The organism is Actinomadura citrea (genome assembly GCF_013409045.1).
GTDB classification, from domain to species: domain Bacteria; phylum Actinomycetota; class Actinomycetes; order Streptosporangiales; family Streptosporangiaceae; genus Spirillospora; species Spirillospora citrea.
Window position 1 is genome coordinate 5,264,525 of sequence record NZ_JACCBT010000001.1, and the last position, 15,238, is coordinate 5,279,762.

The following is a 15,238-nucleotide window of genomic DNA, read 5'->3' on the forward strand; positions in this document are numbered from 1 at the left end:
CCATGCCGGACATCACCCTCAGCGGAGTGGTCAAGCACTACGTCGGCGGCGGCCGCGCCGCGGTGAAGGACCTCGACCTCGTCATCCCGGACGGGTCCTTCACCTGCCTGCTCGGACCGTCCGGCTGCGGCAAGACCACCACCCTGCGCATGATCGCCGGGCTGGAGCAGCCGACCCGGGGCGAGATCAGCGTGGGCGACCGGGTCCTGGACTCGGTCGAGCGCGGCGTCTACGTCCCGCCGGAGAAGCGGGACATGGGCCTGGTGTTCCAGAACTACGCGCTCTGGCCGCACCTCACCGTCCGCGGCAACACCGAGTTCGGGCTCCGGATGCGCAGGGTGCCGGCGGAGCGCCGCAGGGCCCGTGCCCAGGAGGCTCTGGAGAAGGTGCGCGTCGCCGACTGCATGGACCGGTACCCGTCCCAGCTGTCCGGCGGCCAGCAGCAGCGCGTCGCGCTGGCGCGGATGCTCGCCGTCGACCCCGACGTCCTGCTGCTGGACGAGCCGCTGTCCAACCTCGACGCGCGGCTGCGCCTGGAGATGCGGACGGAGCTGAAGCGCATCCACGAGGAGACGGGCGCGACGGTCGTGTTCGTCACCCACGACCAGATGGAGGCCATGACGATGGCCACGCACATCGCGGTCATGTCGGAGGGAGAGCTCCAGCAGGTCGCGCCGCCGATGGAGATGTACGAGCGTCCGGCCAACCGCTTCGTCGCCGAGTTCGTGGGAAGCCCCCCGATGAACATCGTCCCCCTGGGCGACGAGCCCGACGGGCTCGCCGGGTCGCTGCTGCGCTATGTGGAGAAGCGCGCCGGCCTGAGCGGGGCGTTGTGCGCGGGCGTCCGGCCCGAGGCGCTGAAGCTGGCGCGCTCGCGGGACGAGGTGCCCGACACGGCCTGGGCGGACGAGGCCGTCGTCGAGACCGTCCTGCCGACCGGGTCGAGCTGGACCGTGCAGCTGCGCGTCCTGGACACCGACCTGTTCGCCGTCACCCACGAGGACCCCGAGGCGGCGCCGGGCGACGCGCTCCACTGCTGGACGCGTCCCGGGCGGCTCCACGTGTTCGCCGAGGACGGTTCCCGGATGGGCGCCTGGGACGATGCCGTCGCGCCCGTCCGGAAGGCGGCCTCGTGACCGCGGTTCTGCGCCGGCCGAGGGCGCTGCTGCTGGACTTCGGCGGGGTGCTGGTCGAGACCTCCAAGCGGGCCGGCTGGCAGGCGGCCCTGGCCAAGGAGGTGCACGCCCTTCTCTCCGGCGCCGGCTCCCGCGAGCTGGACGCCGCCGCGGTCGAGACCGACATCAGGGCGGGCGCGGCCGCGGACAAGTGCTGGAAGGACGCGATGTCCCGCCCGTACGCGCCTCGCGAGACGACCCACGCCGCCTTCTGGGGCGACTACGTGGCGGCCGACTGGCCCGCGCCCGCGCGGCAGCTCGTCGTCGCGCACGCCACCCCGCTGTGCAAGCGGATGGGCGAACTGCGGCAGGACCGCCGCACCCGTCCGGGCATCCCCGAACTGCTCGACGCCGCCGCCGGACTCGGCATCCCCTGCGCGGTCGTCAGCAACGCGCTGTCCGGTGCGGTGCACCGGGACTACACGGCCTCGACGGGGCTGGCGGGCAAGCTGGCCCTGGAGGTCTACAGCGACGAGGTCGGGATCCGCAAACCCAACCCGGAGATGATCTGGATCGCGACCCGTGCCCTCGGGGTCGAGCCGCCCGACGCGTGGTACGTCGGCGACAACTTCGACCGGGACGTCCTGTGCGGGCACCGCGCCGGCGTCGGCGGGAACGTGCTGATGGTGGCCAAGGGCACCCACGACGTCCCGTTCGAGGTGCGATGCCGCCCCGACGCCGTCGTCGACGACGGGCACGGACTGCTCGACCTGCTCACCGCCACGATCGAAGGAGAACAATGAGCGTCGATGTCCCCGCCTCGCGGGAGCTCGCCGGGATCGCCGAACTCGCGGCCCGCGCCACCGGCGACCGTCTGCGGACGGCGTTCCGGTCGCGTCCCGAGGTCGATCTCAAGCGCGACTTCCACGACCCGGTCACCGAGCACGACCGGGCGGCGGAGGAGACGATCCGGGAGGTGCTGGCGGAGCACGCCCCGGGAAGCGCCGTCGTCGGTGAAGAGGGCGGCGTGGGCGGAGGCGACGGCGACCTGCGCTGGTTCGTCGACCCCATCGACGGGACGGCCAACTTCGCCGTCGGCCTGCCGTTCTTCTGCGTGTCCATCGGCGCGGCCGTAGGCGATGAGCTGGTCGCGGGCGTGGTCTACGACCCGGTGCGCGACGACATGTTCACCGCCACGCTCGACGGCGCCACCTGCAACGGCGAGCCGATCCGCAGCCGCGGGGCGACCCGCGACGAGACCGCGGTGCTCGTCACCGGCTACCCCAACGCGCGGGAGATGCACCGCCGCGGAGAGGAGTCGCTGCGGCGGTTCGGCTCGCTGGTCAACGCGTTCGCCACCGTGCGCCGTCCGGGCAGCGCCGCCCTCACCCTCGCCCACGTCGCCGCCGGATGGGCGGACGTGGCCTACGGGACGTCCGTCAACGCGTGGGACGTCGCGGCGGCCGTGCTGCTGGTCCGGCAGGCCGGCGGCACCTACCTGCCGCTGAACGGGGAGCCCGGCGGCCACGACTGGGAGGCCCCCGGCTACCTGGCGTGCGTGGGCGGCTTCGACCTGGACGGCTCCGTCATCGCCGACGTCGCGGGGCTCGTGAACGCCGGTGAGCCCGCATGAGCGCGACCGGAGCGCGGACCGCCGACTGGATCGTCACCGACCTCGACGGGACCCTCGTCGGGCGCGACCTGAAGATCGTCGAGCCGAGCCTGACCGCGCTGCGCCGCTTCATCGCCTCCGGCGGCACCGTCCTCATCGCCACCGGGCGCAGCGAGGAGGCCGCGCTTCCGTACTACCGGACGCTCGGCCTGACCACCCCCGCGATCCTGTACAACGGGGCGCGCGTGGTCGACCTCAGCACCGGCGCCGTCCTGTTCCGGCGCTGCCTCGGCGTCGCCGCCTGGGCGAAGCTCACGCTGCTGTTCGCCGAGCTGCCCGCCGGGGTCTGGCCGGTCGCCTTCGCCAAGGGCCGCGCCCACACCGCGCGATCCTCGCCGGCGCTGCTGGAGTACGCCCGCCGCGACGGCATCGAGTTCGAAGAGATCAGCTCCTGGGGCGACCTGCCGTTGGACGACATCGTCAAGGTCATGTTCATCTGCGACCGCCCCGGGCTGATGGATCCGACCGAGGAGGCGGTGTCGGCGGCCGTGCCCGGCGTCACCCTCGTCAGGTCCGAGAGCACCTACCTGGAGGCGCTGCCCGAGGGCGCGACCAAGGGCACGGCGCTGCGCGAGCTGGCCTCGTCCCAGGGCGTGGCCCTGAGCGCCGTCGCGGCGATCGGCGACAACCCCAACGACCTGGACATGATCCAGGCCGCCGGCCTCGGCGCCGCCGTCGGGGACGGCGCCGAGGCCGTCCGGGCCGCCGCCGACGTGGTCGTGGGCCCGTGCGCCGAGGGCGCCGTCGCCGACCTCGTGGCCCGCGTCCTGCCGTGATCCTGACCGTCGTCGGCTGCGCGGGCACCGTCCCGGGGCCGGAGGCCGCGTGCTCCTGCTACCTGCTGGAACACGACGGCTTCCGGCTCCTGCTGGACGCCGGGACGGGCTCGCTCGGGCCCCTGCAGCGCTTCGCCGATCCGTGCGCGATCGACGCGGTGCTCATCAGCCACCGGCATCGCGACCACTGCTCGGACCTGGTGCCCCTCGCCTACCTGCGGGATCGCAGGGGCACCACCGCCCGGCTGCCCGTGATCGCCCCGGCGGGGACCGCGGCGCACGTCGCCGCCCCGTCTGGCTACGCGCGGGCCCTCGACTGGCGGGACCCGCCCGCGGGGTCGGCCAGGCTCGGGCCGTTGACGATCGAGACGGTTCCGGTGCGGCACTCGGTGCCGGCGCAGGCCGTCCGGGTCACCGCCGGATCCGCGAGCCTCACCTACTCGGGCGACACCGGTGAATGCGCGGAGCTCCTGGAACTGGCGCGCGGGACGAACGTCCTCCTGTGCGAGGCGGCGGCCGCCGTCGAGACCCCCGGCTCGGGCGCCGCCCACCTCACCCCGGCGCAGGCGGCACGCCTGGCCGAGGAAGCCGGCGCCGCCCACCTCGTCCTCACCCACCTGCGGCCATGGGCCGACCCCATGGCCGCCCTCCGGGAGGCCCGCGCGTCCTACCACGGCCCCCTCACCCTGGCGACCCCCGGCTTGAGACTGATCACCTGACTCCGGCGGCGAACCCCGGGCACAGGGCGATGCTAGGCTAACGTACTAGTTCGTCCATTGGAGAGGGGCGCACGGTATGCGCAGGTCGATCGCGACCGTGTCGCTCAGCGGGTCGCTGGCCGACAAGCTGACCGCCATCGGGGCCGCAGGGTTCGACGGGGTCGAGATCTTCGAGAACGACCTTCTCGGCAGCGACATGAGCCCCGAGGACGTGCGCCGCAGGGCGGCGGACCTCGGGCTCACCATCGACCTCTATCAGCCCTTCCGCGACTTCGAGGCGGTGCCGCCCGACGTCCTCGCGGCCGGGCTGCGGCGCGCAGAGCACAAGTTCGCCGTGATGGAGCGGCTCGGCGCCACGCGGCTGCTGGTCTGCTCGAACGTCTCCCCCGCGGCGATCGACGACGACGCCCTCGCCGCCGAGCAGCTGAGGCTGCTCGCGGAGCGCGCCGCGGAGCACGGCGTCGACGTCGCCTACGAGGCGCTCGCCTGGGGGCGGCACGTCGACGACTACTTCCACGCCTGGCGGATCGTGCGCGCGGCCGACCACCCCAACCTCGGGCTGTGCCTGGACAGCTTCCACATCCTGGCCCGCGACGTCGACCCGTACGCGATCCGGACGATCCCGGGCGACAAGATCTTCTTCGTGCAGCTCGCGGACGCGCCGACGCTGCCGATGGACGTCCTCCACTGGAGCCGGCACTACCGCTGCTTCCCCGGGCAGGGCGACCTCGACGTGGCGGGGCTCGTCGACCACGTCCTGCGGACCGGGTACGACGGCCCGCTGTCGCTGGAGGTCTTCAACGACATCTTCCGGCAGGCCGCCGCGATGCGCACCGCGCAGGACGCCATGCGGTCGCTCATCGCCCTGGAGGAGGTCGTCCAGCGGGCGGGCGATGCGCCGCGCCCGGGCGGAGCCCTTCCCCCTCCGCTCGCGCCGACCGGGTTCGCGTTCGCCGAGCTGGCCGCGCCGTCCGCCGGGCCGGTCGGCGAGCTGCTGGGCGCGCTGGGATTCGTCCGCGGCGGGCGGCATGCCGGCAAGCCGGTGGAACTGTGGGAGCAGGGGGCCGCGCGCATCCTGGTGAACAGCGGGAGCGCGGAGGGCCAGGACGGTCCCGCGCTCGCCGCCGTCGGGCTGGAGTCGCCCGACCCGGCGGCGTCGGTCAAGCGCGCCGAGGCGCTCCTGTCTCCCGTCCTGCCCCGCCTGCGCGGCCCCCGGGACGCGCCCCTGGACGCCGTCGCGGCCCCGGACGGGACCGAGGTGTTCTTCTGCCGCACCGCCCGGCCCGACCATTCCAGCTGGACCGACGACTTCTCGCGGGACCGCCGTCCCGCCGGTGAGGCGCCGGGCGAGATCACCCATATCGACCATGTGGCGCTGACCCAGCCCTGGCACCACTTCGACGAGGCGTCGCTGTTCTACCGGAGCGTCCTCGGGCTCCGGCCGCATGACAGCCTCGAACTGCCCGACCCCTACGGGCTGATGCGGAGCCGCGCGGTCTCCACCGAGGACGGCGGGGTGCGGGTGGCGCTCAACGTCGCCTATGTCGGGGCGCACGACGGCAGGTACGACCTGGCGTGGCAGCACGTGGCGCTGGCGAGCGCCGACATCGTGGCGACCGCGCGGCGGGCGCACGCGGCGGGGGCGGCGACGCTCGCCATTCCGGACAACTACTACGACGATCTCGAAGCCCGGTTCGACCTCGGCGCGGAACGGCACCGGCTGCTCCGGGAACTCGGACTGCTCTACGACCGGGACGAGCAGGGGGAGTTCCTGCATTTCTACACGGCGACGATCGGCCGGGTGTTCTTCGAGATCGTCCAGCGGCTGGGCGGCTACCGGGGATACGGCGCGGTCAACGCGCCGGTCCGGCTGGCCGCGCAGCACGCCCGGCGGACCCGCCGCGCGCCACAATAGGATCTGGTCCGTCAGCCACCACCTTGCGGAGTCACATGTCGACGCGGTCCGTCACACCCGCCTCGGGAGAGCGTCAGCGCGACGCCGACCGCACCCGGGCGGAGATCCTGGACGTCGCTCAGCGGGAATTCGCGCGGCACGGTTACGCCGGCGCCCGGGTGGACGACATGGCGGCGCTCATGCGCACCACCAAACGGATGATCTACTACTACTTCGGCGGCAAGGAAAAGCTGTACCTCGCCGTGCTGGAGAAGGCCTACGCCGAGGTCAGGAAACTGGAATCGGCCATCGACGTGCGGCATCTGGCGCCGGTGGAGGCGATCCGGACGCTGGCGGAACTGACCTTCGACCACCACGAGGCGCATCCCGACTTCATCAAGCTCGTCAGCATCGAGAACATTCACCAGGCCGAGCACCTGCGCGAGTCGCGCATGCTCGCCGATCTCAGCGGGCCGGTCGCCGACCTCATCTCGCAGATCCTCGACGCCGGCCGCGCGAGCGGCGACTTCGTGGCCGAGGCGGACGCCGTCGACGTGCACATGATGATCAGTTCGTTCTGTTTCTTCCGGATCGCCAACCAGCACACGTTCGGCGTCCTGTTCGGCCGCGACATGACGGCGCCCGAACACCGGGAGCGTCACCGCGAGATGATCGGCGACATGGTCGTCGCCTACCTGACCGCCGCCGGACGCGGAGGACTCCGGGAGGGCGGGAACTAGCGGCCGCCAGATCGGCGGTCAGCCGATCTCGTCCGGAAAGCATCGGCGGCCATGGCGGGCTCACCGGACGACGATCTTCCCGGTGCTCTGCGGGAAGACGGGGTCGTTGTAGAAGTACTCGCCGCGCTCGGTGAACCTGTGCTCGTAGGACTCGCCCGGCTTCAGCCGCCCGCTGTTGAAGACGTGCTCGAAGAACGACGCGGCGCCGTGTGAGTGCCCGTTGCCGGCGGGGTTCACGAAGGTGACCTCGGTGCCGACCGGGACCGTCAGGTGCTGCGGCGCCATGGCGTTCTGCGCGACGGTGTTCTCCTCGCCGCCGGGCGCGCCGGCCACCGGGTCCCAGATCCGGCCGAGCGTGACCGTGTCGTTCACGGCGCCGCCCGCGACCGCCGCCGCGCGGATCTGGTTCCGCCTGGACGGCGGCGTGGGCGTGGGCGCCGGACCGACCTCCCCGCCGAGTTTGAACGCCCAGAGGTGGTCGCCCTTGGGGATGTCGGGGTAGGGCAGCCCGCTTCCGCCGGCGAAGACCGCGAGGTACTGCTCACCGTCGATCTCGTAGCTGATCGGGCTGGTGTGGACCCCGGCACCGCATTGCCAGGTCCACAGGTCACGGCCGTTGGTGTCGTCCATGGCGACGAGCACCCCGTCCGGCCGGCCCTGGAACATCACGCGCCCGGCCGTGGTGAGGATGCCGTTGCCGTGGGCGAGGGACCATTCGCCTTCCTTGCGCCACACGGGCTTGTTCGTGCGCGGGTCCACGGCGGCGAGGCCGCCCGAGAAGTACTCCCCGAAGGGGCGCGCGGTGTTGACACGTCCGCCGTTGGTGTTGGAGTAGGACGAGTTGATGAGCCCGTAGCCGACGTAGACGAACCCGGTGTGCGGGCTGAACGACAGGTACGACCAGTCCGCACCGCCGCCCGCGCCGGGGAACAGGATCGTGGCGTCGTCCCAGAACGGTGTGAAGATCCCCCCGGTCGGGTAGTACGGCACCGGCCTGGTGGCGTCGTGGAAACTCGGCGCCTGGTGGACGAACGGCTCGCCGCCCGGGAAGGGCTGGGTCGGCCAGGTCTTCTGGCGCGGCTCCTGCGGGACGGGCCGCTCGGTGATGCCGTGCACTGGCCTGCCGGTCGCGCGGTCCAGGATGTAGTACATCCCGACCTTGCTGCCGTACACCACGACCTTGCGCTTGCGGTGACCGATCTGCAGGTCGATCAGCACCGGGGCCATGACGTTGTCGTAGTCCCAGATGTCGTGGTGGACGGACTGGAAGTGCCAGCGGCGCTTCCCCGTCTTGGCGTCGATGGCGACCAGGCAGTTGGAGAACAGGTTCGCCCCGCCCCGGGTGGAGCCGTTCGTCCGGGGATAGGGGTTGCCGAACGTCCAGTAGACCAGGCCGAGCTCGGGGTCGATCGCCGGGTGTATCCAGCAGACGGCACCGCCGGTCTTCCAGGTGTCGCCCTCCCAGGTGTCGTTGCCGTACTCGCCGGGGCCGGGCGTGCCCCAGAACGTCCAGGCGACCTCGCCGGTCCGGGCGTTCAGCGCGTAGCCGCGGCCGCGGGCGCCGGCCGTGCTGCCCTCGGTCCCGACGTAGATGAGGCCGTCCCAGTAGACGACGGCCCCGGCGAGCCCGCCGCGGTTGCCCCCGCACTGCCCCTCCTCGGGGTCGCAGGACGGGTCGCCCTCCCCGGCGACGAGCAGCTCGCGCCGCCAGACGACGGCGCCGGTCCTCTGGTCGAGGGCGTAGACGATGTTCTCGCCGGAGGTGGTGAAGATCAGCCCCTCCCCCAGCCCCACGCCGCGCATGTTGGTCTGCCGGGCGCCGACGCTGGTCCGCCACCTGATCTCGCCGGTCCGGCCGTCGACGGCGAACACGTTCTGCTCGGCGGTCTGCACGTACAGGACGCCGTCCGCGGCGACGATCGTGCTCTGCTGCGAGCGGCCGGAGGCGCTGCCACCTTCGAGGTTGACGTGCCAGGCGCCGCCGAGGTGCTCGACGTTGCCGCGGTTGATCCTGCGGAGCGTGGAGTGGTTCTGGTTGGCGAGGTTGCCGCAGACCGTCGGGAAGTCGCGTCCGGTCGAGCCGAACGCGGCCGGCTGCCGGGGCACCGGCAGCGCGAGCCGGGAGCGGGCGGCCTCGGCCTGCGCCTCCGGAGCACGGAGCGGCGCGAAGGCCACGGTGCCGCCGGCGGCCGCCGCCGCGCCGGCCAGGAAGTTCCGTCGTTCCATGCCCTCTCCTCCAAAGGTCCGCTAGACGGACTCAAAGGTCCAGTGAACGGACGACACGGTAAGCCGGTTTCCGCCTCCTGACAAGAGCTCGCATGCGGGGTCCGGGGACAAAACCGCTGTTTTCGACGCCAATGTCTCACCAATTCAATCCGTCGCGGATCGGGTATTGCCGCCGCCGACATCGCATGAGATGTTCCTTGAACCTTTTGACGGTCCAACTAGACCGCTAGGCGGACCGCCAAGGACGCATGTCAGGAAGGAATCCGTTCCATGAGGAGACCCTCGTCCCCCCTCGTCGCCGGGGCCGCCGCCGCGCTCGGCACGGCCGCGGTGCTCGTCACCACGTCGCTGCTCGGCGGAGCGTCCGCCACCGCCGGCGCGCCGCTCGCCAAGCCCGAGGACCGCGGCGCCCAGCAACTCGGCGACCCCGACTACGGCGTGTGCCGCGGCACCGACCCGCGCTGCTACCACGACTGGGGCAACTTCGACCCGGCCGAGGGCTACGAGATCCTCGTCTACAGCCGGACGGCCGGACCCCGGCACGCCAACCTCGGGCCCAGTCTCCCGGCGGGCATGAACCCGCCGCTCGGCGACGCGAACGTGGCGCAGAAGGCCCTGGTCGAGATGGGCCGGACGAACGGATTCTCCGTCGACTGGACCGAGGACGTGGCGCAGCTGTCCTCCCCGGCCAGGCTCTTCGGCTACAACGCGGTCGTGTTCCTCAGCACGACCCGCGACACCCTCGACGACGCGGCCCAGACGTCGCTGCGGCAGTACATCCGTGGCGGCGGCGGATTCGTCGGCGTCCACAACGCGTTCGGGACCGAGTACAACTGGCCGTGGTACGAGGGCCTCCTCGGCGGCGCCAACTTCTACGACCATCCGCGCGAGCAGCCCGGGACCGTCCAGACCGTCGACCGCGAGGACGTCTCCACCGCCGGGTTGCCGAGCCGCTGGACCTTCGCCGACGAGTGGTACAACCTCGTCCCCTTCCCGAGCCGGGTGCGGTTCCTGGCGACCGTGGACGAAAGGACCCTGGTGCAGGGCGCCACGGGCAACATGAACCACCCGGGGCACGGCTCGTTCCACCCGGTGGCCTGGTGCCAGTACTACGACGGCGGACGCGCCTGGCTCACCACGCTCGGCCACGACGCCGAGGCGTTCACCGACGACGGCAGCGCCTTCGCCGGGGCGAAGGAGTTCCAGAGCCTGCTGCTCAACGGGATCGAGTCCGCGATGGGCGAGAAGCCCTTCTGCCGCTGACGCCCGGAGCACCGGTCCCCCGTGCCCGCCCGCTTCACAGGCCCAGGTAGATGCGGCGGACGCGGACGTCGTCGCGCAGTTCGCGTGAGGTGCCGGTCATGGCCACCTCCCCGTTCTCCATGACCACGCAGTCGCTCGTGGCCTCGAAGGTCAGCTTGGCGTTCTGCTCGACCAGCAGCAGGCTCAGCCCCTCCTCGCGCAGCCGCAGCAGCACGGCGAGGATGTCCTCCACGAGCTTCGGCGACAGCCCCATGGACGGCTCGTCCAGGAGGATCAGCCGCGGCCGGGCCATCAGCGCCCTGCCGACGGCCAGCATCTGCTGCTGCCCGCCGGACAGGGCGCCGGCGAGCCGGGACCGCATCTCCGCCAGCACCGGGAACAGCTCGTAGACCCCGGCGAGGGCCTCCCTGGTCCCGGTGTCGCGCCACGACCGGGCGTAGGCGCCCAGCATCAGGTTCTTCTCGACGGTGAGGCCGGGGAAGACGTGCCGCCCCTCGGGGACGTAGCCGATGCCGTGCCGGACGACGTCGCGCGCCCTGACCTTCGCCAGGTCGGTGTCCCCGAAGGTGACGCGGCCGCCGCTGCGCGGCACCAGGCCCATCAGCGCCTTGAGCGTGGAGGTCTTGCCCGCGCCGTTCGCGCCGATGATGCCCACCGACTGGCCGGGCTCGACGGTGAAGCCGATCGAGCTGACCGCGCAGACCCCTCCGTAGTGGACGGACAGGTCCTCCACCGTGAGGGTCGCGCCCTCCCTCCTCGGGGGCGTCTTCTCGTCTCGGGTTCCGGCGGAGGTCGTGTCGGCGTTCATGAGGTCACCTCGCTGGTGTCCGGAAGGGGCATCCCGGCCATGGCGGAGTCGCCGAGGTAGGCCTCGATCACCGCGTGGTCGGCGACCACCTCGGCGGGCGTGCCCTCGGCGATCACCGAGCCGCCGCCGAGCACGGTGACCCGCTCGCACAGCGACATCACCAGGCCCATGTTGTGCTCGATGAGGACGACGGTGACGCCGCTGTCGCGGATCGACCGGACGATCTCGGCGAGCTGGCGGACCTCCTCGCCGTTCAGCCCGGCCGCCGGCTCGTCGAGCAGCAGCAGGCGCGGCCCGGCCGCCATGGCGCGGGCGATCTCGATGCGCCGCTGGATGCCGTAGGGCAGCGAGCCCGGCGCGGCGCCGGCGAACCCGGTCAGCCCGAAGCGGTCGAGCAGCTCGTCCGCCCGCCGGTGCAGCCGGCGCTCCTGCCGCCAGACCCCGACGGGCCACAGCGCGTACCGCCAGATCGCCCGGGTGCGGGACCGGTCCAGCGCGACCAGGAGGTTGTCCCGGACGCTCAGCTCCCCGAACAGGCGCAGGTTCTGGAAGGTGCGGGCCACGCCCAGCATGGAGAGCCGGTACGGGCGCGAGCCCGACACGACCCGCCCGTCCATGAGCACCCGGCCGCCGGACGGCCTGTAGAAGCCGCTGATGACGTTGAACAGCGTCGTCTTCCCCGAGCCGTTCGGGCCGACGATGCCGCGGATCTCCCCGCGCCGCACCGTCAGCGAGACGTCCTTGAGCGCCTTGAGACCGCGGAAGTGCTTGGCGATCTCCCGGATCTCCAGCAGCGGTTCACCGCCCGGCCCGGTGCCGCCCGCGGCATCGGCGGCGTCCACCGGCTCGTACGGGCGGAACGGGCGCAGCACGGCGCGCTCGGCGGTCCGGCCCCGGCGGCGGTGCACCAGGGTCCTCACCCGCGCCGGGACTCCCGCGAGCCCCGTCGGCGCGAACACCACCATGAGGACCACGACGGCGCCGAAGCCGAGCTGGGCGTAGGTCGGGTAGTCGACGAGCTGCTCGCGCACGAGCGTCAGCCCGACCGCGCCTACGACGCAGCCGACGAGGCTCTGCCGTCCGCCGATCACCACCATGGCGAGCAACAGGAACATGTTGGCGATGTTGAAGGTGTCGGGCGCGACGTAGCGGATGAGCCCGGCGTAGAGGATGCCGGCGAGGCCGCCGAAGACGCTGGAGAGCATGAACGCGGTCATCCGCAGCAGCGGGATCTCCGCGCCGACGGCGCCGGCGGCCAGCGGGTCGTCCCGCATGGCCATCATCCTGCGGCCGAGCCCGGTCCGGACGACGAACAGCCCGAACGCCAGCGCGCCCGCGAACACCACCACTTCGAGGTAGTAGTACAGGTACTCGCTGGACAGGTCGACGCCGAACATCGGCGGGACGGGGATGGCGGAGATTCCCTCCGCGCCGCCGGCCAGCTCGGCGTTGGTCGTCCAGTTGATGAACCCCAGCGCGAGGCCGAGGGTGACGATGCCGAGGTAGTGCGACTGCATCCGCAGCGCCGGGATGCCGACCAGCAGCCCGATCAGGGCGGTGGCCACGAGGGCGATCAGAGCGGCGGGCCAGAACCCGAGTCCCTTGTCGGTGGTGAGGATCGCGGTGGCGTACGCGCTGACCCCGAAGAAGGCCACCTGGGCGAGGTTGATCTGGCCGGCGATCCCCATGGCGAGGCCCATGCCGATGGCCAGCAGCGCGAACACCAGCGCGATGTTGACGACGTGGATGGCGTAGCCGCCGAGCTGGTACGGCAGCAGCCAGGCGACCAGGACGAGCGCGACGAGCGTCGCGAGCCCCGGGGTGCGGCGGTGGCGGAGGAGGGCGTTCATGCGCGGCTCACCGTCGTCTCGCCGAAGAGGCCGGTCGGCCGGATCATGATGGCCACGGTGAACACCAGGAACACCACCAGTTCGGAGTAGCCCTGGAAATGCCCCGCGGCGAACGAGTCGAGGATCCCGATGAGGAAGCCGCCGGCGATCGCCCCGGGCACGTTCCCGCAGCCGCCGAGCATGGCGGCGGCGAAGCCCTTGATCCCGATGGTCCCGCCCATCGTCGGGTTCACGTACAGCAGCGGGCCGACGAGCCCGCCGGCCAGCGCGGCGAGCCCGGCGCCGACGGCGAAGGCGATGGCGTTGCTGCGGCCGACGTGGATGCCGACCGCGGTGGCCGCCTCGTGGTCCATGGCGACCGCCTGCATGGCGGCGCCCATCTTCGTCCGCTGGAGGAAGCCGACGAGCAGCAGCACCGCGAGCGCCGCGATGAGCAGCACCACGAGGTCGTAGGTGCGCACGCGCAGCCCGAGGAACTCCAGCGGAGCGGCCTTGACCGGGGACGCGACGGCGCGGCCGGTGGCGCCCCAGATGAGCACCGCGACGGCCTGCAGGACCATCCCGAAGCCGATCGTGCCGATCAGCATCAGGGTGAAGTCCCTGTTCTCCAGCGGGCGCAGGACCCGCTCGATGAACAGGCCGATGAGCGCGGTGATCCCGATGGCCAGCGCCATGGCGAGCGCGAAGGGCAGCCGGCTGGACATGGAGAAGGTGGAGGCGGTGTAGGCGCCGATCATGAGCACGTCGGCGTGCGCGAAGTTGACCAGGCCCATGGTGCGGTAGACGAGGGAGAACCCCATGGCGACGAGGGCGTAGATCGCGCCGAGGCTCAGCCCGCCGATGAGTGTCTGGAGGAAGACCTGCATGGCTCTCTTTCTGACGCGGGCCGGCGGAGGGGCCGGCCGGGGACGGGGCGGGCGGCCGGGCACCGTGCTCGGTGCCGGCGTCCGGCCGCCGACGCCCGTCCGGTCGCCGGATCAGGTTCCGGCCTCGACGACCGTCCCGTTCTTCATGATCCCGATCGTGGTGGCCTTGATGCCTACCCCCGTCTCGTCGTAGGCGAAGTCGCCGAGCAGGCCCTGGTACCGCACCGCGCGGATCGCGTCGGCGAGCTTCCGCCCGGTCGCGACGCCGCTGTTCTTCAGTGCGGTGAGCAGGATCTGCGCTCCGTCGTAGGCCTTGGCGCCGTGCAGTTCGGCGTCCTCGCCGTAGGCGGCCTTGTAGGCGGCCGCGAACCTCTTGGACGCCTCGCTCACGTCGTTGCTGAGGTAGGGCGAACTGACGATGGTCCCCTCGGCGTTCTTGACGCCGGCCGTGTCGCGGTACACCGGGGTGCCCTGCGGCGCCGCGCCGGCGAACGGCACGGTGATGCCGAGGTCGCGGGCCTGCTTGACGATCAGCCCGGACTCCACCTCCTCGGCGCCGAGGAAGATCACCTCCGGCGACCTCTGCCGGATCTTGGTGAGCTGGGCGCTGAAGTCCTTCTGGTCGGTGGTGACGACCTCGTCGGCGACGGGCTTGAGGCCCCGGTCCCCGAGCGCCTTGAGGAAGGCGTCGTGCTCGCCCTTGCCGTAGGACCCGTTGTTGCTGATCATCGCGATCTTCTTCATCTTCTTCTGATCGACGACGTACTTGGCCAGGGTCTCGTCGTAGGTCGTGCTCGTGGGTCCGTTGAGGAAGAGGAACGGGCTCTTCAGGGCCACCATGCCCGGCGACTGCCCGGAGGCGATGTTGGGGATCTCCGCCTGCCTGAGCGAGGGCGCCATGGCGATCGTGACGGCGCTCTCCGCGGTGCCGAGCATCGCGATGTACCCCTGGCTGTCGATCTTGCGGGCGAGGTTCGTCCCGACCGTGGGGTCGCCCTGGTCGTCGAAGACGGCCAGCTGGATCTTCCTGCCGTTGACGCCGCCCTTGGCGTTCCACTCGTCGACGGCGAGCTTGACGCCCTTGTGCTCCCACTTGCCGAGCGAGCTCAGCTGCCCGCTCTGGGCGTCGACGACGGCGATCTTGATCGGCCCGCTGCCGCCGGAGCCGGAGTCCTTCGACTCACCGGGGGCACCGCACGCCGCGGTCAGGCCCGCGGCGAGGACTCCGGCGGCCAGGGCGGTGACACGGAGTCTGGGGATGTTGAACATTGCTTCACCTCGGTGGGTGGCTGTCGGGGTGGGTGGGGGT

At 71.9% G+C, this 15,238-nt stretch carries 13 protein-coding genes; 8 read left to right on the forward strand and 5 right to left on the reverse strand.

Features of this window, described 5'->3' with window-relative positions; all coding sequences use genetic code 11:
- Positions 1-2: 2 nt before the first annotated feature.
- The 7 genes from BJ999_RS24560 (at position 3) to BJ999_RS24590 (ending at position 6,916) form a co-directional block, all read left to right on the forward strand.
- Complete coding sequence (locus BJ999_RS24560; protein WP_179835470.1) at positions 3-1,136, forward strand: ABC transporter ATP-binding protein; 1,134 nt, start codon at positions 3-5, stop codon at positions 1,134-1,136.
- On the forward strand, positions 1,133-1,918 hold the full coding sequence (locus BJ999_RS24565) for an HAD family hydrolase (RefSeq protein WP_229810376.1): 786 nt from the start codon (positions 1,133-1,135) through the stop codon (positions 1,916-1,918). Before BJ999_RS24560 ends, BJ999_RS24565 begins: the two co-directional genes overlap by 4 nt.
- Positions 1,915-2,748 carry an inositol monophosphatase family protein gene (locus BJ999_RS24570; RefSeq protein WP_179835471.1) on the forward strand — a complete coding sequence of 278 codons (834 nt, stop codon included), beginning with the start codon at positions 1,915-1,917 and terminating at the stop codon, positions 2,746-2,748. Before BJ999_RS24565 ends, BJ999_RS24570 begins: the two co-directional genes overlap by 4 nt.
- Positions 2,745-3,563, forward strand: a complete 819-nt coding sequence (locus BJ999_RS24575) for a Cof-type HAD-IIB family hydrolase (RefSeq protein WP_179835472.1) — start codon at positions 2,745-2,747, stop codon at positions 3,561-3,563. Before BJ999_RS24570 ends, BJ999_RS24575 begins: the two co-directional genes overlap by 4 nt.
- Positions 3,560-4,282, forward strand: a complete 723-nt coding sequence (locus tag BJ999_RS24580; protein ID WP_179835473.1) for an MBL fold metallo-hydrolase — start codon at positions 3,560-3,562, stop codon at positions 4,280-4,282. Before BJ999_RS24575 ends, BJ999_RS24580 begins: the two co-directional genes overlap by 4 nt.
- Positions 4,283-4,358: 76 nt before the next feature.
- A complete protein-coding gene (locus BJ999_RS24585) occupies positions 4,359-6,197 on the forward strand; it encodes a bifunctional sugar phosphate isomerase/epimerase/4-hydroxyphenylpyruvate dioxygenase family protein (protein ID WP_179835474.1) in 1,839 nt (612 codons plus the stop codon).
- 35 nt (positions 6,198-6,232) lie between these two features.
- A complete protein-coding gene (locus tag BJ999_RS24590; protein ID WP_179835475.1) occupies positions 6,233-6,916 on the forward strand; it encodes a TetR/AcrR family transcriptional regulator in 684 nt (227 codons plus the stop codon).
- 60 nt (positions 6,917-6,976) lie between these two features.
- Here the strand turns inward: BJ999_RS24590 and BJ999_RS24595 are convergent, their stop codons facing one another.
- Positions 6,977-9,142, reverse strand: a complete 2,166-nt coding sequence (locus BJ999_RS24595; RefSeq protein WP_179835476.1) for an outer membrane protein assembly factor BamB family protein — start codon at positions 9,140-9,142, stop codon at positions 6,977-6,979.
- A gap of 270 nt (positions 9,143-9,412) precedes the next feature.
- On the opposite strand from BJ999_RS24595, the gene BJ999_RS24600 reads away from it, so the two are divergent.
- Positions 9,413-10,405: a ThuA domain-containing protein gene (locus BJ999_RS24600; protein ID WP_179835477.1), complete on the forward strand. Its 993-nt coding sequence runs from the start codon at positions 9,413-9,415 to the stop codon at positions 10,403-10,405.
- A gap of 34 nt (positions 10,406-10,439) precedes the next feature.
- Here the strand turns inward: BJ999_RS24600 and BJ999_RS24605 are convergent, their stop codons facing one another.
- The 4 genes from BJ999_RS24605 to BJ999_RS24620 form a co-directional block, all read right to left on the reverse strand.
- Positions 10,440-11,213 carry an ABC transporter ATP-binding protein gene (locus BJ999_RS24605; RefSeq protein WP_179835478.1) on the reverse strand — a complete coding sequence of 258 codons (774 nt, stop codon included), beginning with the start codon at positions 11,211-11,213 and terminating at the stop codon, positions 10,440-10,442.
- Positions 11,210-13,063, reverse strand: coding sequence for a branched-chain amino acid ABC transporter ATP-binding protein/permease (locus tag BJ999_RS24610; RefSeq protein WP_179835479.1), 1,854 nt, complete (start codon positions 13,061-13,063; stop codon positions 11,210-11,212). The genes BJ999_RS24605 and BJ999_RS24610 overlap by 4 nt, the downstream gene beginning before the upstream one ends.
- Positions 13,060-13,929 carry a branched-chain amino acid ABC transporter permease gene (locus BJ999_RS24615; protein WP_179835480.1) on the reverse strand — a complete coding sequence of 290 codons (870 nt, stop codon included), beginning with the start codon at positions 13,927-13,929 and terminating at the stop codon, positions 13,060-13,062. The genes BJ999_RS24610 and BJ999_RS24615 overlap by 4 nt, the downstream gene beginning before the upstream one ends.
- A gap of 111 nt (positions 13,930-14,040) precedes the next feature.
- Positions 14,041-15,198: an ABC transporter substrate-binding protein gene (locus BJ999_RS24620; protein ID WP_179835481.1), complete on the reverse strand. Its 1,158-nt coding sequence runs from the start codon at positions 15,196-15,198 to the stop codon at positions 14,041-14,043.
- Positions 15,199-15,238: the final 40 nt, after the last annotated feature.

What these genes read in the sequence shown, in the direction of transcription:
- BJ999_RS24605 (WP_179835478.1), bottom strand. Translation starts at nt 11,213, where the DNA reads ATGAACGCCGACACGACCTCCGCCGGAACCCGAGACGAGAAGACGCCC.
- BJ999_RS24595 (WP_179835476.1), bottom strand. Translation starts at nt 9,142, where the DNA reads ATGGAACGACGGAACTTCCTGGCCGGCGCGGCGGCGGCCGCCGGCGGC.
- BJ999_RS24590 (WP_179835475.1), top strand. Translation starts at nt 6,233, where the DNA reads ATGTCGACGCGGTCCGTCACACCCGCCTCGGGAGAGCGTCAGCGCGAC.
- BJ999_RS24575 (WP_179835472.1), top strand. Translation starts at nt 2,745, where the DNA reads ATGAGCGCGACCGGAGCGCGGACCGCCGACTGGATCGTCACCGACCTC.
- BJ999_RS24570 (WP_179835471.1), top strand. Translation starts at nt 1,915, where the DNA reads ATGAGCGTCGATGTCCCCGCCTCGCGGGAGCTCGCCGGGATCGCCGAA.
- BJ999_RS24610 (WP_179835479.1), bottom strand. Translation starts at nt 13,063, where the DNA reads ATGAACGCCCTCCTCCGCCACCGCCGCACCCCGGGGCTCGCGACGCTC.
- BJ999_RS24620 (WP_179835481.1), bottom strand. Translation starts at nt 15,198, where the DNA reads ATGTTCAACATCCCCAGACTCCGTGTCACCGCCCTGGCCGCCGGAGTC.
- BJ999_RS24615 (WP_179835480.1), bottom strand. Translation starts at nt 13,929, where the DNA reads ATGCAGGTCTTCCTCCAGACACTCATCGGCGGGCTGAGCCTCGGCGCG.
- BJ999_RS24600 (WP_179835477.1), top strand. Translation starts at nt 9,413, where the DNA reads ATGAGGAGACCCTCGTCCCCCCTCGTCGCCGGGGCCGCCGCCGCGCTC.
- BJ999_RS24560 (WP_179835470.1), top strand. Translation starts at nt 3, where the DNA reads ATGCCGGACATCACCCTCAGCGGAGTGGTCAAGCACTACGTCGGCGGC.
- BJ999_RS24585 (WP_179835474.1), top strand. Translation starts at nt 4,359, where the DNA reads ATGCGCAGGTCGATCGCGACCGTGTCGCTCAGCGGGTCGCTGGCCGAC.